The 23,095-nt window shown below is 72.8% G+C and carries 16 protein-coding genes; 4 read left to right on the top strand and 12 right to left on the bottom strand.

From position 1 onward, the window contains the following. Positions 1-160: 160 nt before the first annotated feature. Complete coding sequence (locus AC5L36_RS25975) at positions 161-2,125, top strand: sensor histidine kinase (protein WP_441221236.1); 1,965 nt, start codon at positions 161-163, stop codon at positions 2,123-2,125. Beyond that, positions 2,113-2,763 carry a response regulator gene (locus AC5L36_RS25980; protein ID WP_441221238.1) on the top strand — a complete coding sequence of 217 codons (651 nt, stop codon included), beginning with the start codon at positions 2,113-2,115 and terminating at the stop codon, positions 2,761-2,763. Before AC5L36_RS25975 ends, AC5L36_RS25980 begins: the two co-directional genes overlap by 13 nt. A gap of 10 nt (positions 2,764-2,773) precedes the next feature. Here AC5L36_RS25980 and AC5L36_RS25985 read toward each other — a convergent pair whose 3' ends face one another. From AC5L36_RS25985 to AC5L36_RS26040, 12 genes are all read right to left on the bottom strand, one after another. Then, complete coding sequence (locus tag AC5L36_RS25985; protein ID WP_441221240.1) at positions 2,774-7,228, bottom strand: glycoside hydrolase family 2 TIM barrel-domain containing protein; 4,455 nt, start codon at positions 7,226-7,228, stop codon at positions 2,774-2,776. 227 nt (positions 7,229-7,455) lie between these two features. After that, entirely contained in the window at positions 7,456-8,313 is an 858-nt protein-coding gene (locus tag AC5L36_RS25990; RefSeq protein WP_441221242.1) for a family 43 glycosylhydrolase, read from the bottom strand. Then, positions 8,310-9,746, bottom strand: a complete 1,437-nt coding sequence (locus AC5L36_RS25995; RefSeq protein WP_441221244.1) for an RICIN domain-containing protein — start codon at positions 9,744-9,746, stop codon at positions 8,310-8,312. The genes AC5L36_RS25990 and AC5L36_RS25995 overlap by 4 nt, the downstream gene beginning before the upstream one ends. 164 nt (positions 9,747-9,910) lie before the next feature. After that, positions 9,911-10,981 carry a LacI family DNA-binding transcriptional regulator gene (locus AC5L36_RS26000; RefSeq protein WP_441221246.1) on the bottom strand — a complete coding sequence of 357 codons (1,071 nt, stop codon included), beginning with the start codon at positions 10,979-10,981 and terminating at the stop codon, positions 9,911-9,913. 136 nt (positions 10,982-11,117) lie between these two features. Next, the gene (kduD, locus tag AC5L36_RS26005; protein WP_441221248.1) at positions 11,118-12,005 is read right to left on the bottom strand and encodes a 2-dehydro-3-deoxy-D-gluconate 5-dehydrogenase KduD; all 888 of its coding nucleotides are present in this window, start codon (positions 12,003-12,005) and stop codon (positions 11,118-11,120) included. Positions 12,006-12,007: 2 nt separating this feature from the next. Beyond that, the gene (iolB, locus tag AC5L36_RS26010; protein WP_441221250.1) at positions 12,008-12,832 is read right to left on the bottom strand and encodes a 5-deoxy-glucuronate isomerase; all 825 of its coding nucleotides are present in this window, start codon (positions 12,830-12,832) and stop codon (positions 12,008-12,010) included. A 25-nt stretch (positions 12,833-12,857) separates the two neighbouring features. After that, the gene (locus AC5L36_RS26015; RefSeq protein ID WP_441221252.1) at positions 12,858-14,042 is read right to left on the bottom strand and encodes a glycoside hydrolase family 88 protein; all 1,185 of its coding nucleotides are present in this window, start codon (positions 14,040-14,042) and stop codon (positions 12,858-12,860) included. Positions 14,043-14,065: 23 nt separating this feature from the next. Continuing rightward, on the bottom strand, positions 14,066-14,722 hold the full coding sequence (locus AC5L36_RS26020) for a hypothetical protein (protein ID WP_441221254.1): 657 nt from the start codon (positions 14,720-14,722) through the stop codon (positions 14,066-14,068). 5 nt (positions 14,723-14,727) lie between these two features. Beyond that, positions 14,728-15,621: a carbohydrate ABC transporter permease gene (locus AC5L36_RS26025; protein ID WP_441221256.1), complete on the bottom strand. Its 894-nt coding sequence runs from the start codon at positions 15,619-15,621 to the stop codon at positions 14,728-14,730. After that, the gene (locus tag AC5L36_RS26030; RefSeq protein ID WP_441221258.1) at positions 15,618-16,523 is read right to left on the bottom strand and encodes a carbohydrate ABC transporter permease; all 906 of its coding nucleotides are present in this window, start codon (positions 16,521-16,523) and stop codon (positions 15,618-15,620) included. The genes AC5L36_RS26025 and AC5L36_RS26030 overlap by 4 nt, the downstream gene beginning before the upstream one ends. A 55-nt stretch (positions 16,524-16,578) precedes the next feature. After that, a complete protein-coding gene (locus AC5L36_RS26035; protein WP_441221260.1) occupies positions 16,579-17,859 on the bottom strand; it encodes an ABC transporter substrate-binding protein in 1,281 nt (426 codons plus the stop codon). Further along, positions 17,856-19,841 carry a DUF2264 domain-containing protein gene (locus tag AC5L36_RS26040; protein WP_441221262.1) on the bottom strand — a complete coding sequence of 662 codons (1,986 nt, stop codon included), beginning with the start codon at positions 19,839-19,841 and terminating at the stop codon, positions 17,856-17,858. Before AC5L36_RS26040 ends, AC5L36_RS26035 begins: the two co-directional genes overlap by 4 nt. A 194-nt stretch (positions 19,842-20,035) precedes the next feature. On the opposite strand from AC5L36_RS26040, the gene AC5L36_RS26045 reads away from it, so the two are divergent. Together AC5L36_RS26045 and AC5L36_RS26050 are read left to right on the top strand one after the other, a co-directional pair. Continuing rightward, the gene (locus tag AC5L36_RS26045) at positions 20,036-21,943 is read left to right on the top strand and encodes a heparinase (protein WP_441221264.1); all 1,908 of its coding nucleotides are present in this window, start codon (positions 20,036-20,038) and stop codon (positions 21,941-21,943) included. Then, positions 21,940-23,028 carry a LacI family DNA-binding transcriptional regulator gene (locus AC5L36_RS26050; RefSeq protein ID WP_441221266.1) on the top strand — a complete coding sequence of 363 codons (1,089 nt, stop codon included), beginning with the start codon at positions 21,940-21,942 and terminating at the stop codon, positions 23,026-23,028. Before AC5L36_RS26045 ends, AC5L36_RS26050 begins: the two co-directional genes overlap by 4 nt. Positions 23,029-23,095 lie beyond the last annotated feature (67 nt).

Below are 23,095 nucleotides of genomic sequence, written 5' to 3' on the forward strand. Positions count from 1 at the left end.
GCCTTCTCCCTCCGGTTTCGGGTGTTGACGGAAACGTAGGAACCGGCGGGCCGGCGGGGCATCGGTGCGGGAGCGCAATCGCGGATCAGTGCTGGCACTGATCGGGGACGAGCGGTCGCACGATTGCCCGGCGGCTCCGGCGGTTGGGAGAATTTCGCAGGTGAGGGGCTTGCGGCTGGCGGTGTTCCCGGCGGCGTTGTGCGCGGCGACGCTGGTGCTGGAGGCCGCCGGCGCCGGGCTCTCGTGGGGGTTGGAGTCGCGGTTCGAGACCGTGGTCTACGCCGTCTACGTCCTGACGCTCGCCGTCTCCGGAGCGCTGATCGCCTCGCGGCATCCGGGCAACCCGATCGGCTGGCTGTACCTCGGGACGGCCCTCTTCACCGCGATCACGGGCGATGTCGCCCAAGGGTGGGGGCTGCGCGCCGCCGCCAACGGGTGGCCGGGCGGGCCGTTCGGGGAGTGGGTCGCCGCGGTGAGCTGGATCCCGTGCGGGACGGCGGTCGTGTTCACGATCCTGCTCTTCCCGGACGGGCGGCTGCCGCGAAGCCGGTGGCGCGCGGTCGGGTGGGCGAACGCGGCCGGCGCCGCGCTGCTGCTGCCGGGCTGGGCGCTCAGCCCGGACATCGACTACGTCTTCCTGAGCGGGCGCAACCCGTACGCGATCCCCGCCGTACCGACTGGCGGGCTGGTCGCCGCCGGGATGGTGCTGTTTCTCGGCTCGCTGGTCCTGTCCGTGGTGCCGCTCGTTCGGCGTCTGCGGCGGGCGACCGGGGTGGAGCGGCAGCAGCTGAAGTGGGTGGTCTTCGGGGCCGGGCTCGCCGCCGCGCTGCTGCCGCCGGTGGCGCTGCTGTGGGGCGTGACGCCACTGGTCCAGCCGGTCGCCGCCGTGGCGCTCGTCGCGCTGCCGGTGGCCACCTGCGTGGCGATCCTGCGCTACCGGCTGTACGACATCGACCTGGTCATCAGCCGCACCCTCGGCTACCTGGCGCTCACCGCGCTGCTTGCCGCGGCCTACGCGGCCAGCGTGCTGTTGCTGGGCATCGTCGTCGGGCGCCGGTCGCCGTGGGCGACCGCCGGCGCCACGCTCGTGGTGGCCGTCGCCTTCAAACCACTGCGCGACCGGATCCAGGCCGCGGTCGACCGGCGGTTCAACCGGGCGCGGTACACGGCGCTCGAGCGGGTGGAGACGTTCCTGGAACGGCTGCGCGCCGGCCGGGCGGTCCCCGAGGAGATCGAGACGGTGCTCCGCGAGGCGGTCGAGGTCGGCGACCTCGACGTGCGGATCAACCTTCCGGACGGCGTCGTCGACCTGCGTGGCCGGCCGATCGCCGGGCACCGCGACGACGGGCGCGACCGGTGGCCGATCCGGCGGGGCGGCACCACGCTCGGCGAGGTGCTGGTCGGCGCCCCGTCCGAGCGGGTGCGGGCGCTGCTGCCGACGCTCGTCGACGCGGGCGCGCTGGCCGTGGAGATGGCCCGGCTGCGGGTCGAGCTGCGCCGCCAGCTGGCCGAGGTCGGCGCCTCCCGGGCGCGGATCGTCGCGGTGGCCGACGCCGAGCGCCGCCGGATCGAACGCGACCTGCACGACGGCGCCCAGCAGCGCCTGGTGTCGATCGGGCTGGCGCTGCGGCACGCGCAGCACGCCCTCGACGGCACCAACCCCGAGGCGCGCCAGACCCTCGACGGGGCGATCGCCGAGATCACGGTGGCGATCGACGAGCTGCGCGAGCTGGCGCAGGGCCTTCGGCCGGCCCACCTCGACGGCGGGTTGGGGCCGGCGCTGCGCGAGCTGGCCCGGCGCGCGCCGCTGCCGGTGCGGGTCGACACGACCGCCGACCGCTTCCCGGCGGAGGTGGAGACCGCCGCGTACTTCACGGCCTGCGAGGGCCTCACCAACGCGGTCAAGCACGCCCGCGCCACCGCGATCGTGCTCAGCGCCGGCCGCGACCGGGACACGCTCGTCGTCCGCGTCGCCGACGACGGGGTCGGCGGCGCCCACCCGCGCGACGGCTCCGGCCTGACCGGCCTCTCCGATCGGGTCGCCACCCAGGGTGGCAGGCTCACCGTCGACAGCGTGCCGGGACGCGGCACTGTCCTGACCGCGGAGTTTCCATGCGTGTGGTGATCGCCGAAGACCAGGCCCTGCTGCGCGAGGGCCTCGCCCGCCTGTTCCGCGACGGCGGTCACGAGGTGGCGGCCACCCACGCCGACGCGGAGGGTCTACTGTCGACGGTCGCGGCAACCGGGCCCGACCTCGTGGTGCTGGACATCCGGATGCCGCCCACGTTCACCGACGAGGGCGCCCGCGCCGCCGCCACCATCAAGGAGCACCACCCCGCGGTGGGCGTGCTCCTGCTCTCCCAGCACATCGAGACCGCGCACGCGATGACGCTCGCCACCCGCGAGGGCTTCGGCTACCTGCTGAAGGACCGGGTGCTGGAGGTCGGCGACTTCCTGGCCACCGCCGAACGCGTCGCGAACGGCGGCTCGGCGCTGGAGCCGCGCGTGGTCGCGCACCTCGTCGCGCCGGTACACGGTGGACCCCTCGCCAGGCTGTCGGAGCGGGAGCGGGGCGTGCTGGAGCTGATGGCGCAGGGCCTGACCAACACCGGCATCGCCGGCCGGCTCGTCGTCAGCGAACGCACCGTCGAGGCGCACGTCCGCCACATCCTCGTCAAGCTGGACATCCCGGAGAGCGAGGACGGGCACCGCCGCGTCCTCGCCGTCCTGGCCCACCTGCGGGCGGTCCACGAGATCCCTTGAGTTGCGGGCCCTAGGTGGCGCAGAGCAGGCGGGCACCACCCCAGTCGCCGTGGTCGGCGCCGTTGCCGTTGCCGCCGTCGGTGATCCGCAGCTCCAGCCGGGCGCCGCCGGTCACGTCGGCGGTGATCGGCTGGGCGGCGGCCGAGCCGGTCAGCACGCCGGTCGCGGCGCGGCGTTCGCCGTCGACCCACACCTCGAACGCGACCGAGCCGCTCGCGCCCATCTCGTCGTCGACGCCGACGTCCGCGCGGAACGACGTGCAGCCGCCACCGAGGTCGACCACCACGCGGGAGGTGGCGTGGGCGCCGACGCCCTTCTCGTACACCACCCCGCCGATCGTGATCGGCCGCCCGTCGCCAGCCGGCTGCTCGGCGTTGCTCATGTCCCGCTCGACCGGGCCCCAGCCGTTCTCCGCGACCAGGAACGGCAGGTCGCTGACCCACCGGCCGCCCGGCGGCAGCGGGGCGCGGACCGTCGCGGTCGCCGTCGCGGTGGTCGGGAAGCCGTTGGTCGTGGCGGTGACGGTGGCGGTCAGGTCGTAGCGGCCGACGTCTGTGCCGGCCGGCGCGGTCACCGTGAAGGTCGCTTTCGACGGCGTGCCGTACGCCACGGTGCCCAGGTCCGCGGTGGCGGGCGTGACGGTCCAGCCGGCCGGCGCGGCAAGGGTGGCGGTGGTGCCGGACGCGCCGCCCGCGCACCGCGCCGACACCGTGACGGCCACCTCGTGCGGCTGGCCCGGCGTGATCTGTTCGCCGGCCGCGACGGCCACGTCCGGCGGGCAGGGCGCGGGCGCCCGCGAGTCGGGTACCCCGCCGGCGCGCATCTCGTCCCCGGTCAGCGGCCGGATGACGAGGGAGTACTCGTGCGTGCGGGTGGGGGAGACGCGGAACTCGTCGAGCACCGAGTTGGGCGTCTCACCCATGCCGGTCTCCCCGGCCGCCGCGTGCAGGGTGACCCAGCCGTCGTTGCGGACCAGCGGCAGCTGGAAGTCGTACTCGGCGCGGGCCAGCTCGTCGTACGGCGTCACGCTCACGTCGATGTCGCCGCCGACCAGCAGCCCGCGCCGTCCATCGTGGAGGGTCGCCCACCGGGCGCCGGTGTGGTTGCCGTACGCCTGCGGCCGCGAGTAGCGCACGTACTGCCCGTCGACCGTGTCCCGCCACACGCCGGTGAAGGCGCCGCTGGACCGGTCGTTGTACGTCTCGTGTGGACCCTTGCCGTAGTAGGCGAACCGGTCCATCGACTCGGGCACCCGCAGGCTGACGCCGACCCGGGGCAGGTAGGGCAGCGAGCCCAGCCGGCTGCCGCGTGGCGTGACCGTGTGGTCGAGCGTGATCGTGCCGCGCCCGTCGATCCGGTAGCGCAGCACCTGGTCGAAGGCGAGCAGGCCGGGCTTGCCGGTGGCGGTGGCGCGCACCTCCACGACCGCCGCACCATCCACCGTGGACGCCGACACGCCGGTTACCGCCGTGGTGAGCCGGTCGAGCCCCAGATCGTGCCACACCTCCCGGTCGGCGGTGCCCCAGCCGTACGTCTCGTTGCTCGTCGGCGGCCGGTACACGTCCAGCTCCGGTCCGGTGCGCAGCAGCTCCCGCCCGGCGGCCGACATCGAGGTGAGTGTGCCGGTGGCGGTGTCGAAGCGGTACCGCCAGCCCTTCCCGGCGACCACGACGGCCTTGTCGTCGCGGGTGAGCGCCGGGCCGGTCGCCGGCGGCGCCTGTGCGACGCCGGGCACGACCCGACCCCCGGCGGCGAACTGGTCCCAGCCGTACCGGACGCCGTCGCGGCCGACCGCCTCGACGCGGAGCCAGCGCTCCCGGTCGTGCGGGTTGGGCGGCGCCTGGCCGACGTCGAGCGGGACGGTGGTGCCGGGGGCCAGGCGCAGGCGCCGGCTCCCGGAGCGCAGCGTGCGGTCCACCTCGACCAGCGACCACCGCACGGTCACGTCGAGCGCGCCGGCCGGCTGCTCGTTGTGGACGTCCACCGTGGAGCCGGCTTCACGCGCGAACCGGACCGGGGCGTGCGCCCAGGCCACCTCGACGGTCTCCGGCTGCCGGTACCGGTCGGTGCCGACCATCCCGTCCGTGCCGGAGAGGCTGATGCCGAGGCTGTCGAAGTCGCCGCGCCGGGACGAGCGCTCGAAGTCCAGAGCCAGCGCCGGCGTCGCCGAGGCGCCGTAGATCCGCACCGTGTCGATGGCGCCGCGAGCCAGCCGGCCGCGCAGGTCGTCCTGCTGGGTTTGCGCGTTGCGGCCGACGTTCACCTCGTACAGGCCGGGGTCGAGCGCGCCGGTGCGGGCGGCGCTGGCCACCTCGGTGCCGTCGATGGACAGCCGCAGCCTCGACCCGTCGTAGACGCCGGTGACCCGGTGCCAGGCGCCGTACCAGTCGGCCGGCACCGGCGCGGCGACGGTGGCCCACGCGTCGGTGGTGACGCCGAACTCGAGCGTGTTCTGGTCGCGCATCTGGAGCGCGTACGCCCGGCCCTTCGTGACGATCGGGAAGCTGCCGGCCCAGGCGCCCGGCCGCACCCACGCGTCGAGCGTCACCGCCGTGCCGGTGAAGTCGAGCCGCGGGTCGCGGAACGTGCTCACGAAGTCGTCCAGGCTGGACAGCTCCAGGTGACCATCCACTATGGCCGGCTTGCCGACGAAGAAGGCCGGTATGCCGTTCGGCGACGAGTCGGGCGTGAAGACGAGTGGCTGGCGCAGGTTGGCCTCGGCCCAGTCCCAGATGAAGCCACCCTGAAGCGACGGGTACCGGCGGGTCAGCGCCCAGAACCGGTCGAAGTTGCCCATGCTGTTGCCCATCGCGTGCGCGTACTCGCCGAACACGATGGGGCGCGTCGCAGTGCGCCCGATCGACTCCACGTAGGACGGTGTCGGGTAGCGCGGTCCCCACACGTCCGCGTACGGCGCGTCGCCGTTGGGGCTGTTCGACTGGTGGTAGAGCAGCCGGGTCGGCTCGTTGGCGTCGGCCCACGCGGCCATCGCGAAGTGCGCGGTGCCGAGCCCGGCCTCGTTGCCGGTGTCCCAGATGATCACGCTCGGGTGGTTCTTGTCGCGGGCCACCATCGCCTGGAACCGGTCGGCGAACGCGGCCTGCCACTCGGGCCGGGAGGCGAGGCAGTCGTCGGGGCAGTTCTCGTGCGAGTGGGTCTCGATGTCGACCTCGTCGGCGACCCACAGCCCTTCCCGGTCGGCCAGGTCGTAGAAGTACGGGTCGGACGGGTAGTGGGAGGTGCGGACCGCGTTGATGTGCATGCTCTTCATGAGCGCGACGTCGCGGCGCTGCGCCGCCCGGGTGACGTGCCGGCCGGTGTCCGGGTCGGTCTCGGCCCGGTTGGTCCCCTTGACGAGGACGCGCTCGCCGTTGACGAGCATCTGGGCGTCGCGCACCTCGACCTCGCGGAACCCGACCGCCTGCGCGGTGGTGTGCGTGACCCGCCCGCGGGCGTCGACGAGCTCCAGCACCAGCGCGTACAGGTGGGGCGCGTCGGCGCTCCACTTCGCCGGGTCGGCGACGGCCGCGGTCAGCGTGTCCCGGCCGGCCATCGTGGCGACGGTCCGGCCGCGGGCGTCGCGCAGCGTGCCGCGCACCGTGTAGCCGTCCGTCGCGCCGCCGAGTGCCACCCGGGCGGTCAGCGTCGCGTCGCGGTAGTCGCCGTCGAGGTCGGTCGTGACGTACGCGTCGCGCAGGTACGTCGCCGGCGTCGAGTACAGCCAGACCTCCCGGAAGATACCGCTGTAGCGCCACTGGTCGACGTCCTCCAGGTAGGCGCCGGAACCCCACCGGTGCACCTGCACGGCGACCCGGTTGCGGCCGGGCCGCACCGCGTCCGTGACGTCGAACTCGGCCGGCGTGTAGCCGCCCTGGTCGTACCCGACGTAGCGGCCGTTGACCCAGACGAAGTAGCCGCTGGTGACGCCCTCGAAGCGGAGCACGGTGCGGCGGCCCGACCACGACCGCGACACGTCGAACTCGCGCACGTACGCCCCGGTGGGGTTGACGTCGCGCGGCACCCGCGGCGGGTCGTCCGGCCAGATCTCCTCGGGAATGTTGCGAAACATCGGGTGGTCGACGAAGTCGGACTGCCAGGTGTGCGGCACCTTCGCCACCGGCCAACCGGACACGTCGTAGTCCGCGCCGTGGAAGCCGGCCGGCACCTCCTCGGGCCGGTCCGCGACGCTGAGCCGCCACTCACCGTCCAGCGTGGACGTCCACGGCGACCGTGCACTGTGCTCGGTCACGTCGTCGGCCGCCGTACGCGCGTCCGCGTAGGGGCGCAGCATCGCGTGCGGCGCCTCCTGGCCTTCCCCGGTCATCCCGGGATCGTCGAGGTACCGGTAGACGTCCTCGACGGTCACCGGACCCGCGCCGCCCGGCGGCGCCGCGGCCGCCGGCAGCGCACCCGGCCAGGCCAGGACGAGAAGGGTGAGGGACGCGAGCAGGCGACGAGCTGTCACAGCTCTTCCTAACATCCACCTATGCACATGTTCAAGCCGTTCTGTTCGAATGCGAACGCTTTACACCCCGCCCAAAGACAGAGATCCGGGCTACCGCGACGTCCGTCGTGGTCCCGACCGTCGCTCCCGCGGCCTCATCCGTCCGCCGCTGGTCCCGCTCACCCCTCCCACCCTGCTCCTTGGGACGGGCGGGGCGGGCGGGTGAGGCGGGGACCTGGCAGTGGTGGCTACAGGGGGATGGCGGTGCCGTGGCGGCAGCCAGAACAGGCGACCGAGCTGAGCCCGGTCCAGGTGTTGAGGTCGGTGCTCGTCGCGGGGTAGACGCCGCCGCCGGTGGAGTACCGGTCGACGTAGATGCGCCAGCGGCCGTCGTCGAGGCGGACCAGTGACGGGCCCTCGTAGCCGGAGCTCCACAGTCGACCGCGGTTGACCCAGCCCTCGTAGAGGTTGCCGGTGGTGGTCCAGTGTTCGATGTACTTGCCGGTCTCGTCCTTCGTGAACGCGTGCCACGTGCCGCCCGACTTCACGACGAACGTGTCGATGTGGTTGGTGCCCAGGCCCCACATCTGCGACGGGCCGCTCCACGACGTGAGCGCGGTGTTCTGCGCGGTGTACACGTACGGGCGGAAGCAGTTGGAGCACGTGGTCGCCGCGATGCTCGCGATGATCCGCACCGTGCTTCCCTCCACGTAGAACTCCGGCGCCCAGGTGAAGCGGGTGTTCGCGATGCCGGAGTTGACGCTCGCCACGTGCGTCCAGGAGGTGAGGTTGGTGCTGGAGGCGATGTTGAAGTAGGTGGAGTTGGTGGTCCACGACTGCACGGTGTACGCGATGTAGTACCGGCCGTTGTGCTTGAGGATGCTCGGGTCGCGCAGCACGCCGGTCGGCCCGTGGTAGTTGGTGTCGGCGAGCACGCTGTAGCTTGTGCCGCCGTTCGTGGACCGGTAGACCCACAGCTCCTCGTCGGCGACGGCGTCGCCCTTGAACGTCGTGTACACCAGCGTGGTCGCGGCGGTGGCCGGCGCGGGCGCGACCACCAGCGCGCCGACGACGGTGAGCAGCGCGGCGACGAGACGGCGCGTCATGACTGGGTCCTCGTCCACTGCTGGTTGGTGCCGGAGCCGCACGCGTACTGCTGGATGTCGGCGCCGTCGGCCGTGTTGGCGCTGACCACGTCGAGGCACTTGCCGCTGTGCCGGGCGCGGAGCTGGAAGTAGCCGCCCGTCGCCACCCACTGCCATTGCTGGTTGGTGCCGCCTCCGCAGGTGTACTGGATGACGTTGGCACCGTCCGCTGTGGACGCCGACACGACGTCCAGGCACTTGCCGGAGTTCTGGTTGACCAGGCGCACGTAGCCGCCGCCGGCGTCCTGGAACTCCCACTTCTGGTTGCCGCCGCCGTTCCACGGGTACTGCTTCACTTCGGCGTTGTTGGCGGTGGAGTTGCTGACCACGTCCATCACCTTGCCGCTGTGCCGGGCGGTGACGCGGTAGTACACGGGGGAGTTGCCGGTGATCGTGCCGGTGGCCGCGTCGATGGTGATCGACGGCGACCAGCTCAGGCTCATGCTCGTGTTCGACGGGAACGTGATCGGCAGCCACACGTACTGCGAGTCGTTGACCGGCCCACCCCAGGCGCCGGCCCAGCGGTCGCCCATGTACAGGTAGCTCGTCGTCGAGGTGCCCTGGATCGGCAGCACGTACGTGGGCTGCGAGCTGAACGTGGTGCCGTTGCCGACGTTGGTCCAGCCGCTCCACGGCCCGGAAATGCTCGACGCGGTGGCGTACTGGGCCTGGTTGGGGTTCCAGCCGGTCGCGCCCGAGGTGAGCAGGAAGTAGGTGCTGCCCCGCTTGAACATGGCGGGCGCCTCGCGGTGGGCGCCGTCCCAGAAGTTGCCGACCAGGCTGGCCACGTTGAGGTAGTCGGCGGTGAGCCGGTAGATGTGCAGGTCGTAGTTCTCGTCCGCGGCGGAGATCATGTACGCGGTGCCGCCGTCGTTGTACAGCGTGATGTCGCGCGACATGTGCTGCCCGAGCGGGCGGAAGCTGCCGTGCCAGGTGTAGGCGCCGTCCACAGTGGTCGACGAGGCGACGGCGGCCCGCGCCTCGCTGTAGTTCGACCCGTTCTCCTTGTGCATCCACATCACGTACCGGCCGGTGCTGGCGTTGTAGATGACCTTCGGCCGTTCGATGTTGGCGACGTTGAGCTCGGCGGCCGACGACTGGGTCAGCACGTTGTTGCGAAACTCCCAGTTGCGCAGGTCCGTCGAGCGGTAGACGGAGACCGCCCGGAAGGTGTTGTTGGCGTTGCGGTTCTCGCCGAACCAGTAGTAGTAGCTGCCGACCTTCAGGACGCCGCCGCCGTGCGCGTGCACCACGGCGCCGGAGGTGTCGGTGAACTGCGTGCCGTTGGTGACGGTGACCGGTGCCGCCTGCGCGGGAGCGGCCGGCACGGCCAGCGCGCCCGCGGTCAGGGCGAGCGCCGCCCCGAGCGCCAGCAGCCGTCTGTTGCTTCTCACGTCGTTTCCTCCCGGGCGAAGGCATCGATGGCTATCACATTGGTAACACCCTGGTAACGTTCACACCAGGGTTCGAAGCCAGCCGATCGAGAACGTTCACACCCGAACAGACGCGTGATCAAAGGTCCTCTCAAGCAGCTCCAACTGCTGGAGAGGACCTTTGATCACGCGCGGGTGACCGAGGACGCGCGCACGACCAGGTCGGGTGCGAGCAGGACGCGGTGGGCCGGCCGGCGTTCGCCGCCGAGCAGGCGGGCCACCATCAGCTCCACCGCGAGGCGGCCGATGTGGCTCTTGGGCGGGCGCACCGCGGTGAGCGCGGGCTCGGCGAGGTGGGCGACCTCGTCGTCGTACGAGACGATCGCCATGTCACCGGGCACCTGCATGCCGTGTTCGGCGCAGCACCGGGCGAGGTCGGCGGCCTGCGGGTCGCTGTGCACGACCAGTCCGGTGATCCCGGCGCGGCGGCACTCGCGCAGCAGCTTCACGCTCTGGCCCGGCGTCACCCACCACTGCGACGCGAGCACGGCCGCGAGGGCGGGGTCCGCGCGGGCCGCGTGCCACGCGCGCAGCAGGTGGGCGGAGGTCGGGCTGTCCCGGTCGAGGACGAGGCCGACCCGCCGGTGCCCCTGCTCGCACAGGTGCCCGACGGCGAGGTCGAGGCCATGCGCGTGGTCGGTGCGCACCCACTCGACGGCCGGGGTGGAGGCGAGCGCGGCGGGCCAGCTTCGCGGCTGCCGCTCGACGAAGACGACCGGCACGGACAGCCGGCCGATCCAGTCGGGCGGCACCCGGCCGTCCAGGCTCGGCGCCAGCAGCAGGCCGGCCACCTCGCCCGCCTCGACGAGCCGCCCGACCTGGCGGCGGTCCTCCTCCGGGTCGTAGCTCGACCCGCGCAGCTGGAGGTCGACGCCGAGCGCCGCCGCCGCGGCCCGCGCACCGGCGATGACCGCCGGCCAGTAGAAGTCGAGCGACGGCACCACCATGCCGAGCGTGTACCGGATCGAGACCCGGTGCGGCGGGCTGGTCGCGGCCCGGCGGGACGGCAGCGTGGCACCACCGTGCACTTTGGACACCAGGCCGCGCTCGGCGAGCGCGGCGATGTCGCGGCGGATCGTCAGCTCGCTGACGCCGAGCTCGCGGGCCAGGTCACGGACGCGTACCGCGCCGCGCCCGCGCAGCTCGGCGAGCAGCCGCTCCTGCCGCTGGGTCCCGAAGAGACGCTCAGTGGTCACGACACACCCTCCTTGCCTGCCGGGCTCGGTCGCTCGTGCGGCGCTCAAGGCGACGTCTTCCCTCGCCACGCCGAAACCCCGACTTCGTCGGCGGCGCGGCTCAGTCCAGACGCCGCAGCGCCAACTCGCTCCTCGCTTAGCGGGCCAACCAGCCTCCGTCCACGGCCAGGACGGCGCCGTGCACGTACCGGGCGGCATCGGAGGCGAGGAAGACCACGGCGCCCATCAGGTCCTCGGGCGTGCCCCAGCGGCCGGCCGGGATGCGTCCGCGGATCTCGCGTTCCCGGTCGGGGTCCTCGCGCAGGGCCGCGGTCTGGTCGGTGGCGATGTAGCCCGGTGCGATCGCGTTGACGTTGACGCCCGCGCCGGCCCACTCGTTGGCCAGGGCCCGGGTGACACCGACGACGGCGTGCTTGGCCGCGGTGTACGACGGCACCCGGACGCCGCCCTGGAAGGAGAGCATCGACGCGATGTTGACGATCTTCCCGTGTCCCTGGCCGAGCATCACCCGCCCGGCCGCCTGGCACAGGTGGAACACCGCGTCGAGCTGGATCCGCAGCACCGCCGACCAGTCCTCCGGCGGGTGCGTCGCGGCGGCCGAGCGGCGTATCGTGCCGGCGTTGTTGACCAGCACGTCGAGCCGGCCCAGCCCGGCGACCACCGCTGCGACCGCGTCGCCGAGCTCGTCCGGGCCGGCGGTGGACAGGTCGGCGGGCACGACCAGCGCCCGCCGGCCGAGCTCCTCGATCCGCGCCACCGTCTCGGCGGGTTCGGTGCGGGCCAGCAGCGCGACGTCCGCGCCGGCCTGCGCCAGCGCGGTGGCGAGCGCCTGCCCGATGCCCCGGCCGCCGCCGGTGACCAGCGCGACCCGGCCGTCCAGCCGGAAGCTGTCGAGGACCAGCGCCTGATGGTTCGCTCGCTCGTGCGGCGCTGAAGGCGACGTCTTCCCTCGCGGCCCCGAAACCCCGACTTCGTCGGCGGGGCCGCTCAGTCCAGACGCCGCCGCGCCAACTCGCTCGCTCACTGTTACAGCCCCACGCTGCGCAGGGTCGGCACGGTCTGCCCCACCCACGCCAGGTCGGCGTCCTCCCGGGCGCCCTGCGTGCGCTGCGTGCCGGCGAGGAACCACAGGTAGTACGTCGTGTAGCCGGGCGCGCTGACGACCGTGTGGTAGCCCTCCGGCATCATCTGCACGCCGTGGTCGCGGGCGGTGAAGTTCTCCTCGTACCCCTCGTCGGTGTACACCCGGGAGATGCCGAAGCCGCCGGGGCGGTCGACCCGGAAGTAGTACATCTCCTCGTGCGCCGCCTCGGCGGGCAGGTCGTCGACCTTGTGGCGGTGCGGGGGATAGGTGCTCCAGTTGCCCGACGGCGTGTACGTCTCGCCGACGATGAGGCGGGCCGCCGGCAGGTCCGGCTGGGCGATCTCGGTGAGGATCTGGTGGTACTGGCGGCCGAAGTTGGCCGCGCCCCACCGCCCGCCCGCCACCCGCTCGGGGCCGATCACGTACGGCTCGACGGCCAGGTCGCTGGGCGCGCTGGGCAGCGCGATCTCCACCTCGGTGAGCGCCTCCACGGTGACGGTCGCGCCGGCCGGGATGTACACCGAGTGCGGCTTGCCGCCGAAGACGCCGGCCCGCTCGCCGACCTCCGCGAAACGGTGGCCGCCGACGGTGAACGTCGCGGTGCCGCCGAGGACGACCGCGAGGATCTCCCGGTCGCCCGCGTCGCCGGTCCAGGACTCGCCGGCCGGCAGCCGCAACAGCGCGAGGTCGAGCAGCCGGCACGGGTTGACCGGCAGCTTGTTGAGGCCGTCGCCGGCCGGGATCGTGCAGTGGTACCGGTACTCCATGATCATCCTTCTGTGCGTGAGGTGGTCACCACGGACTCGTCCAGTCGGAGACGGTGGCCCGGGTCAACGCCTCCAGGTAGAAGTAGTCGCCCCAGAGTGTGCCCTCGTCGACGCCGATCCCCTTCGGCTTGTCGTACACGCCGTGCAGGATCAGCGCGTTCGCGGCCGGATGCCCCGCCGTGGAGTAGCCGTCGACGAGCGAGCGGAGGATCCGCGCGGCGGCCTCGCGGTAGCCGTCCGCCCGAGCCGGGTCGGCGACCGCGCCGGCCAGCTCGGTCAGGCCGCAGGCGGCGATCGCCGCGGCCGAGCTGTCCCGCTCCTCGCCGCTGCCGTCGGTGAACACGAGGTCCCAGTACGCGACGTGGTCGGCCGGCAGGTGGGCCAGGAAGTGGTCGGCGCAGGTCTGTGCCGCGGCCAGCAGCGCCGGGTCGCCGGTGTACCGGTGGTTGAGCGTGAACCCGTAGATGCCCCACGCCTGCCCGCGGGCCCAGCAGGAGTCGTCCGCGTGCCCCTGCTCGGTCTCGCCGCGCAGCGGCACGCCGGTCTCCGGGTCCCAGTAGAACGTGTGGAACGTGGTGCCGTCCGGGCGCAGGATGTGCTCGCGCAGCTGGGCGGCGTGCCGGCGGGCGGCCGCGGCGTACCGGCCGTCGCCGGTGGTCTCGCCGGCCCAGAAGAGCAGCGGCGTGTTCATCAGGCTGTCGATGATGGTGCGGCCGCGCTGCCGCGGGTCGCTCAGGTCGCCCCACGCCTGGATGATGCCGGCCGGCTCGAGCACCCGGGTCATCAGGTGGTCGGCGGCGGCGACGGCCGCGTCCCGCGCCCACCGGTCGCCGGAGCGCCGGGCCGGAGTTACGCAGGAGAGGGTGTAAAGGAAGCCGAGGTCGTGGGTGTCCAGGTCGATGCCGCGGGCCACCCGGATCGCGAAGCTGTCCACATGGGACATGGCGGCGCGCAGGTAGCGTTCGTCACCGGTCAGGTCGTAGGCGAGCCAGATCGTTCCGGGCCAGAAGCTCGTCGTCCAGCCGACGTTGGCGCCGCGCGGCTGGCCCGCGCTCGGCGGGCGAAACGGGTACCTCCCGCCGGTCGTGGTGTCCGCCGGATAGCGGTCGCCGAAGGCGTCGATGTTCGCGTCGACGGTGCGCAGCGCGGCGGACACCGCGGCCGCGACCGCCTCGGCGTCAGGACTGGGACGGACGTCGGTCGCCGTCATGGATGCGTTTCTCCCTACGGTTTTCAGGCCGGGTCCAGCGCGGGGCGCAGGCTCCAGCGGGTGTTCGCCCAGACCACGTAGAGCAGCGGTGCCGCCGCGAAGCCGAGGCCGAGCGCCGGGCGGGCCGCCACGAACTGGGCGAGCAGCGCGAGCACGAGCAGCGACACGGCGGTCAGGTACCAGCGGCGCACGGACAGGTACAGGCAGGCGCGGGCCACGTCGCGCAGCCGCGCGGTGGGCCGCTCGGCGATGGCGACCAGCCCGAGCAGCGCGGTGGCGACGGTGAGGACGGCGAGCATGGCCAGCACCGGCAGCGCCAGCGCGCCGATCCGGTGCCCCCAGGCCCAGCGGGCGTCCACGCCGAGCACGACGAGTGCGGCGGTGGCCCCGGCGGCCCAGAGCATCGCCGGCCGCGCGGTCGCCCGCCAGGTGCGCCAGAAGACGCGCGGCGGGCCGCCCGCGGGCTGGCTCAACCCACCGGACATGACCGCGAACACGCCGCACAGCCCCGGCGCGCAGAGCGGCGCGGCCAGCGCGTAGAGCGGCCAGGAGCGCGCGCTGTCGGTGGTGAACGCGAGCAGGACCAGCGGCAGGCCGCCGACCACCAGCAGCATGTTGCTGACCAGCGCGACCTGGATCCCGTCGAAGACGGCGGCGATCGTGTCGTGGCGCAGGCGCATGACTCTCACCCCTTCAGCCCGGTGGTGGCGATGCCTTCGACGAAGTACCGCTGGCCGAGCAGGAAGATGACCGCGACCGGCAGCACCGACAGCACCGAGCCGGTCATGATGAGCGCGTACTCGGCGTTGTACTGCGAGACGAACGTGTTCAGTCCGAGCTGGATCGTGCGCAGGTCGGGGCTGCGCAGGTAGATCAGCGGCCCGAGGTAGTCGTTCCAGGTGGTGACGAACGTGATCAGCGCGAGGCTGGCCAGCGCCGGCCGGGACAGCGGCAGCATGATGCGCCGGTAGATGCCGAACTCGGTGAGCCCGTCGACCCGTGCCGACTCGCTCAGCTCCTCGGGGATCGTCTCGTAGAACTGCTTCATCAGGAACACGCCGAACGCGCCGAACGCCTGGATCGCCACGATCGACCAGAGCGTGTTCGACAGGTGCAGCTTCGACATGAGGATGAACTGCGGGATCATGTACGACTGCCAGGGCACCGCGATCGTGCCGATGTAGGCGAGGAAGAGCAGGTTGCGTCCGGGAAATCGGACGCGGGCGAAGCCGTAGGCGGCGAAGCTGCCGGTGAGCACCTGGAGCGCCGTGACGACGACCGACAGCAGCAGCGTGTTGCGCAGCCACGTCGTCAGCTCCGAGCGCTGCCAGATGTCGACGTAGTTGCCCCATACGAAGTCGTCGGGCACCCACTTGATGGGCACGGTGAAGACGTCGTTGTTCGTCTTCAGCGACGACATCACCATCCAGTAGAACGGCAGCAGCAATGCGGCGGCCGCCAGCACCAGGGCCGCGTAGCCGGCGATCCGCCAGCCCCGCGAGGCACGGCGCCGCCGCGTGGCGAAGCGTCCCGGCACGGTGATGCTCGTCGCCGGCGGCCGGATGTCGGTGGCTGTCATCGTTCCCCCCGCCGGTTGACGAGAAACTGGATCGCCGTCACGCCGAAGCAGATGGCGAACAGCACGATGGAGACCGCCGACGCGTAGCCGAACTGGTTCTCCACGAAGCCCTTCTGGTAGATGTACTGCGACAGCACCAATGTGGACTGTCCCGGCCCGCCCTGCGTCATCACGAGGATCAGGTCGAAGACCTTGAAGCTCTCGATCGTGAGGATCACGGTCACGAAGAACGTGGTGTGCCGCAGCCCGGGGAGCGTCACGTTGACGAAGCGCTGCCACGGTGTCGCGCCGTCGATCTCCGCGGCCTCGTACAGCTGCGCCGGGATCGTCTGAAGCCCGGCCAGGAAGAGCAGCATGTAGTAGCCCATGTAGCGCCAGGTGCCGACCAGGATGACCGCGGGCATCGACCAGTCCGCCGACGTGGTCCAGCCGGGCGGGGTGTCCACGCCGACCGCGCGCAGGAACGCGTTCACGGGGCCGTACTCCGGGCTGAACAGCTGGTTCCACACCACGGCGATCGCGACGATCGACGTGATGTACGGGAAGAACGCGACGGTGCGGAAGAAGGCGACGCCGCGCAGCTTCCGGTTGAGCAGCAGCGCCAGCCCCAGCGCGGCCGCCATCGTCAGCGGGATGTGGAAGACCGTGTAGTACAGGGTGTTTCGCAGCGCGGTCCAGAAGCTCGCGTCGTTCCACATGCGACGGAAGTTGGCGGTGCCGGTCCAGTCGGCGACGCCGAAGACGTTCCAGTTGGTGAACGCGAGGTAGAAGAGCGCGACGACGGGCACCAGCGTGAGCGCGGCGAAGCCGACGAAGTTGGGCAGGATGAACGACCATCCGGCCACCGTGTTGCGCCACACCAGCCGGCGGGGCCTGGCCCGCAGCCGCGGCATCGTAGCCATAGGACTCTCCGGGTACTGAAAGGGTGGCGGGCCCGTCGCCGGACCCGCCGTCGCGTCACTGGTTGAGGACCTCGTTCTTGGCGCGGTTCTGCGCCTCGGTGATGGCCTCGTCGAGGCCCTTGCTGTCGGACAGCACCGCCGTGTGCATGTCGTTGAGGAGGTTCTGCAACCCGGCGGTGTGCTTCGACACCGGGTTTTCCGCCTTGGTGTCGTGCTTGGCGTAGGCGAGCTTCGAAAGGTCGTCCTGCGGCACGCCGTCGAGCCCGAACAGGGTCTGTGTGACCGCGTCGGACGTCGTGGCCGGGGTGATGCCGATGGCGGCCAGGGCCTTGCCGGCGTCCTCGCCCGCCACGTACGCGAGGAAGTCCTTCGCGGCGGCCTGCTTGGCCTTGCTGGCCTTCGGGTTGATGCCCATGCCGGTCGGGTCGCCGAACGTGACGGGTGTCGCGGAGGCGCCGGTGGTGGACTTGTCGAACTGCGGCGCCGGGGCGATGCCCCACTCGAACGTGTCGGCGTCGCCGCTCTTGCGCTGCTTGAGCAGGGTGGCGATGTACCAGGTGCCCATCAGCAGCATCGCTGACTGCTGCTTGCCGAACTCGGCCTGGTAGGTGAGCTTGTTGGTGGTCGCCGTCCCGAACGTCGGCTGCGCGCCGGCCGCCTGGAGGTCCAGCGACCGCTGGTAGTAGGGCTTGAGGTAGCCGAAGTCGCCGGAGAGCAGGTCGGCGCCGGGCGTCTGGGCGAGCGCGAAGCCCTGCACCGTCGACTGGAACACGTGCTGGTAGGTGCCGGTCGCCTTCGAGCCGGCGGTCTTCAGGCCGGTGGTCAGCGCCTTGGCCGCGGTGGCGTAGTCGTCCCACGTCCAGCTGCCGTCCGGCGGCGCCACCTTCGCCTTGGTGAAGAGCTCCTTGTTGTAGAACAGGACCCACGAGTCCTGCCGGTACGGCACCGCGTAGGTCTTGCCGTCCACCTGGTACGCGGTGCTACCGCCGGCGTTGGGCACGTCGAGCAGCTGACCGCCGCTCTGGTACGTGTAGAAGTTCTTGAGGTTCTTCAGCACGTACACGTCGGGTGCGGTGCCGGCGGCGAGGTCGGCGGTCATCTGCGTGTCGTAGTTGGTCGCGTCGTACTCTTTGAGCTCGACCGTCACGTTCGGGTGTGCGGCGTGGAATCCGTCGGCGAGCGTCTTGAACTCGGGCGTCGTCGACAGGCTCCAGCCGGCGAGGGTTATCGTCACCGGGGCGTTCGGGTCGGCTGGCTCGTCCTCGCCGCCGCAACCGGCGAGGACGAGCGTCAGCGCCGTCGCGGCGCTGATCACGGCCGGTATCGCGCGCTTCATCCTTTCTCCTTCGGGTTCAGGGGCCCGGGGGCCCACACTGCTACCGGGGTGCCTGGCCGGCGTCCCCCGGGCAGGTCGAGGCGGGTCGCGGTGGCGACCCCGTCGGGCCAGTCGACCGCGACGTGCGCGCCGTCTCCGACCACGGCCCGGCAGGGCCGGCGCTCGGGCGGCTCGGCGCCGGTGAGTTCGACGAGGGCGGCGATCCAGGCGCCGACCCGGGTGGTGTGCGCCAGCCAGGGCACGACCGACGACCCGCCCAGCGGCCCACCGTCGGGGACCGGGGTGGCGGCGGCGGTCCCGCCGCCGACGACGCTCTCCAGCCGGCTGGTCAGCCGCGCCCCGGCCACCGTCACCACGCCGCCGTGCACGGTGATCCCGGCGCCGTCCGGCACCGGCCAGCCACCGACGACGAGGCTCAGCGTGGCGGCGTCGACCCCTTCGGCCAGGTCGTCGACGCGGGCCAGGCGCAGCTCCCACGGGCCGCGGACGAGCGAGAAGACGGTCAGGTGGCCGGCCGGCCAGGATCGGCCCGCGCGGCCGCCGCCGTGGTCGCGGTGGCCGGGGTCCGGGTCGACCCAGTGCGCGAGGGCCCGCGACCCGGCCACACCGACACCAGCCTCGTCCACGTGTACCGCCAGCAGGCGCATGCCGGCGCGATGCGTGGCCCGGCCGGTGCCGTCGACGAGCGTGACCGACTGGTCCAGCGGCTTGCGCCAGCCGTAGTCGTTGAGGATCGGGCTCGTCGCCGTGGAGTAGCCGAGCCGCGCATACAGCGGCGAGTCGCCGACCGTGGCGCCCTCCACGGCGTGGTCGGTGCCGTGGTTGACGACCCGGACGACGCCGTCGGCGCGGGTGGCGGAGACCAGCCAGCCCGGCGCGCGTACCGCCCGCACCGCGTCCCGCTCCTCGACCGGCAGCGGCTCCTCCGGGACCGTCCACACCGGATGGTCGGCGGGCAGCGCGATGCCGAGCATCCCTTTGCTCGCCCAATACGGCGAGCCGGGGCCGGAGTACGCCTGGGCCAGCCGCGGCCACGGGCCGTGCCAGCCGAGGGTGAGCAGGCCGCGCTCGTCGGGGGCGCCGCGGTCGGCGAAGTGGCGCACGATCGCGGTGGCGGCGCGGCGCAGCCGGCCGGGGCCGACCGACGGCACACCGGCGAGGGCGCCGACCCAGAACGGCGCCGCGGCCGCGAACCGGTAGATCAGGCTGCGTCCCTGGATGAGCGGTGAACCGTCGGCGCCGACGAGCGTGATCGCGTCGAGCAGGTACCGGTCGAGGCCGGCGAGGTCGCGGGCGCGGCGTTCGGCGGCGAGGTCGGCGGCGCCGGCCATCCGGGCCCACAGCGTCGGGTACACGTGCAGCGCCCAGCCGGTGTAGTGGTCGAAGGCGCGCTCCGGCCCGTCGGAGAGCCAGCCGCCGGCGCGGGCGAACGTGTCGTGGGTGGCGAGGTCTTCGGCCATCTCGCCGAGCGAGTGCGGCCCGCCGACCGAGCGCAGGAACGTCTGCACCACGAGCCGGAACCAGACCCAGTTGATCTGCGGGTAGGTGTCGTCGCCGACCGCCGGGGCGAGGTAGTCGACCACCCGCTCCTGGACGGCGGGGGAGAGCCGGTCCCAGATCCACGGCCGGGTCATGTCGAGGACCAGGGCGATCGAGGCGGCTTCGACCTTCGCCTGGGCGTGCTCGTCGAGGCGCGTCCACCGGTCCGGCGCGGCCGGGTCGGTGCCGGCCGCGATCCCGTCCGCGTACCACTCGGTGAGCTCGTCGACGCCGGCGCCGCGCGCCCCCGCGACGCGGAAGCCGGCCAGCAGGAAGGTGCGGGCGAACCCTTCCAAGCCGTCGACCGCCCGCCCGTACCCACCGGGAGCCCCGGGGAGGGTGACCAGCGCGCGACCGGGAGACGCGTACGGCCGGACCGCGGCGAGCATCCGGTCGGCGAGCGCCAACCAGGTGTCACGCGTCCAGACGCCGCACTGCACCACGATTCGTCTCCACAGATGTTTGCGTTGCCATCGTGCTGGTTCGTGACGGCCAGGCAACGGCTGGGTTTCCGAAGTAAAACGCTCACAACCGAGCAAGTCAATAACTTGGCAACACTTGATCGCGCAGATCCGATCAGGACGATCTGATATGATCACGAGCGATCACACCTGCTCAGCTGCTCGCCGAGGTGTCAATGCCCCCCACCGAACGCTTCGCCGGCCCGCTCGCCGCGGCCTGGCCGGACGTCGGCGCGGCGTTCCTCGACCGGGTGCTCCGGCCGCCGCACGAGTCGCTGCCGGTGTCCCCGGCACACGACCGTGCCGCCTGGGCGCAGCCGCACGCCGCCACGCTGCGACACCTGCGCGCGCGGGCCGAGCGAGACCGCGCGGATCCCTGGCCGACGCCGCTGGCCAGCCAGTATGCCCGCTATTTCCGGGATGGCAACCGGGTTGACTACGAGCGGCGGGTCTTCGCCCGGCAGCGGCGCCTCACCCGGGCCGCCGTCGTCGCCGCGGCCACGCTCGACGACGGCTGGCTCGACGAGGTCGTCGACGGGGTGACGCTGCTGTGCGAGCAGAGCGGCTGGTGCTGGCCGGCCCACGACGACACCCGGGCCGCGCACGGCGCGGTGCTGCCGACCGTCACCGACCCCTACCTCGACCTCGGCGCCGGCGAGGTCGCCGCGCAGCTCGCCTGGGTCGACCACCTGCTCGCCGAGCCGCTCGACGCCTACGCGCCCGGCCTGCGCGCCCGCATCCGGCACGAGGTCGACCGGCGCGTGCTCGACCCTTTCGCCCGCCGCCGCGACTGGCACTGGCTCGGCCTCGACGGCGACGTGCACAACTGGAGCGCCTGGATCCACGGCAACGTCCTCGTCGCCGCGCTGCGCCTTGTCGACGACCCGATCCGGCGCGCCGCGCTGGTCGACCTCGTCGTCGAAGGGCTCGACCGCTACGTCGCGTCGCTGCCCGCCGACGGCGCCATCGACGAGGGTCACGGCTACTGGTGGAACGGCGCCTGCCGCGCGCACGAGGCACTCGACCTGCTCGACCACGCCACCGGCGGCGCGCTCGGCGGCGTGCCGGGCGAGGCGCTGCGTCACACCGTGGCCTTCCCGCACCGGATGCACCTGGGTGGCGACTGGTACCTCAACTACGCCGACGGGACGGCCCGGCTCGCCGAGACCCCGCCGTGGCACGCGCTGCACCGGGCCGCCCGACGCGTCGGCGACCCGCTCGCCGCGGCCCACGCGGCCGCACACCGCCGGCCCGACGCGCCCGTGGCGGACGAGGAGCAGGGCCTCGGCCGGCTCCTGCGCGCGCTGACCGATCCGGAGTGGACAGTCCATCGTGGAGCGGCACCGCCCGCCCCGCCCGGCGACGTGTGGCTCCCGTCCGTCCAGGTGCTGGTGGCCCGCTCGTCCGGTGGTCTCACGCTGGCGGTGAAGGGCGGCCACAACGGCGAGCACCACAACCACAACGACGTCGGCGCCGTCGTGGTCGCCCTGCACGGCGTCCCGGTACTCGTCGACGCCGGCCGCCCCACGTACACGGCGCGGACGTTCGGCCCGGACCGGTACGACATCTGGACCATGCGTAGCGACTGGCACAACGTGCCGCACATCCGGGGCACCGCGCAGGCACCCGGCCGCGCCTACGCCGCGCGCGACGTCGCCGCCTCCGCCGCCGCGCTGAGCCTCGACCTCGCCGGCGCCTACCCGCGCGACGACATAAGGCACTGGCGGCGTACGGCGACGCTCGACCGCCACAGTGGACGGATCGTGGTCACCGACGACTGGCGGCTCGACCCGGACCCGGCCGCCGCGCCCACGCACATCCACCTGCTCGTCGCCGGCGAGGTGAGCGTCGGCCCCGGCCGCGTCGACATCACCGCCCTCGACGGCGCCGGCCGGGTCACGCTCGGCTGGCGCCCCGAGTCCACTCCGTGCGCGGCCGAGGTGCGCCCGCTCGACGACCCTATGCTCGCCGGCGTGTGGGGCGAGCGGCTCACCCGGCTGGCGTTCGACGTCACCGCCGCCGGCCCGACCGGCACGTTCATCCTGACGGTCGAGGAGACCGTGTTTCCCGGAGGTGCACCGTGACAGAACCTCGGGGGCCGCTTCAGGTCGCCCGCCGCCAGCAGCTGCTGGAGGCGCTGCAACGCGACGGCGCGATGCGCATCTCCGACCTCTCGCAGGCGCTCGGCGCGGCCGCGGTCACCATCCGGCGCGACATCGCCCAGCTCGCGGCCGAGGGCTTGGTCCGCCGGGTACACGGCGGGGTCGCCCTGATCGAGCCCGACGGCTCGGCGGTCGACGACCTGCCCGCCGCCGGCCGCACCCTGGGGATGCTCGTGCCGTCCCTCGACTACTACTGGCCCGACGTGGCGAGGGGCGCCGAGGAGGCCGCGCAGGAGCTGGACATGCGGGTCGTGCTGCGCGGTTCCTCGTACGACGCCGAGGACGACAAGCCCCAGCTGGAACGCCTCGTCGACCGCCTGGAGGTCGACGGCCTGATCGTCGCCCCGCGGATGGACGCGCCGACCTCGGAGCGCACCATCGACTGGCTGGCCCACGCCGGCGTCCCGGTCGTGCTGCTGGAGCGCACCGCCACGGTCGGCGCCCACCACGCGGTCATGGAGTCGGTGGTCACCGACCACGCGCTGGGCGCGGCGATCGCGGTGCGCCACCTCACCTCACTCGGGCACCGGAAGGTCGGCGTGGTGCTCGACTCCAACAGCCCCACCCGCCCGCACGTACGCCGGGGATGGCTGGAGGCCGCGGCCGAGTGCGGCTTGGACCCGGCGGCCACGGTCGAGGTGGTCGTGCCGGACGCCCGCTCCGCCGACCGCGACGCCGCCCTCGACCATGTCCTGGACCGCTGCCGCGCCACCGGCACCACGGCCCTGCTGGTGCACGCGGACGCGGAGGCGATCGCGCTGGTGCAGCACTGCGAGGAACGCCACCTGTCCGTGCCCGGCGATCTGTCCATCGTGGCCTACGACGACGAGGTGGCCGGCCTCTTCAGCCCACCCCTGACCGCGGTGCGGCCACCGCGCCGCTCGATCGGCCGCGCCGCGGTGCGCCTGGTGGCCGACCGCCTGGCCGACCCCGACCGCCCCACCCACCGCGTCGTCATCAGCCCCTCCCTCCGCATCCGCGAATCGACCGCCCCACCCCACGCCTGACACGCCACCCGCGACCACCTTTCGGTGGCGCGGCCCCTCCCGCCCTGTCCGCAAGAGGGCAGCCCTG

The organism is Phytohabitans sp. LZ39, assembly GCF_059359075.1.

Coding starts and splice junctions, on each gene's coding strand:
- AC5L36_RS25980 (WP_441221238.1), top strand. CDS start 2,113: ATGCGTGTGGTGATCGCCGAAGACCAGGCCCTGCTGCGCGAGGGCCTC.
- AC5L36_RS25990 (WP_441221242.1), bottom strand. CDS start 8,313: ATGACGCGCCGTCTCGTCGCCGCGCTGCTCACCGTCGTCGGCGCGCTG.
- iolB (WP_441221250.1), bottom strand. CDS start 12,832: ATGGAGTACCGGTACCACTGCACGATCCCGGCCGGCGACGGCCTCAAC.
- AC5L36_RS26015 (WP_441221252.1), bottom strand. CDS start 14,042: ATGACGGCGACCGACGTCCGTCCCAGTCCTGACGCCGAGGCGGTCGCG.
- AC5L36_RS26020 (WP_441221254.1), bottom strand. CDS start 14,722: ATGCGCCTGCGCCACGACACGATCGCCGCCGTCTTCGACGGGATCCAG.
- AC5L36_RS26025 (WP_441221256.1), bottom strand. CDS start 15,621: ATGACAGCCACCGACATCCGGCCGCCGGCGACGAGCATCACCGTGCCG.
- AC5L36_RS26030 (WP_441221258.1), bottom strand. CDS start 16,523: ATGGCTACGATGCCGCGGCTGCGGGCCAGGCCCCGCCGGCTGGTGTGG.
- AC5L36_RS26035 (WP_441221260.1), bottom strand. CDS start 17,859: ATGAAGCGCGCGATACCGGCCGTGATCAGCGCCGCGACGGCGCTGACG.
- AC5L36_RS26045 (WP_441221264.1), top strand. CDS start 20,036: ATGCCCCCCACCGAACGCTTCGCCGGCCCGCTCGCCGCGGCCTGGCCG.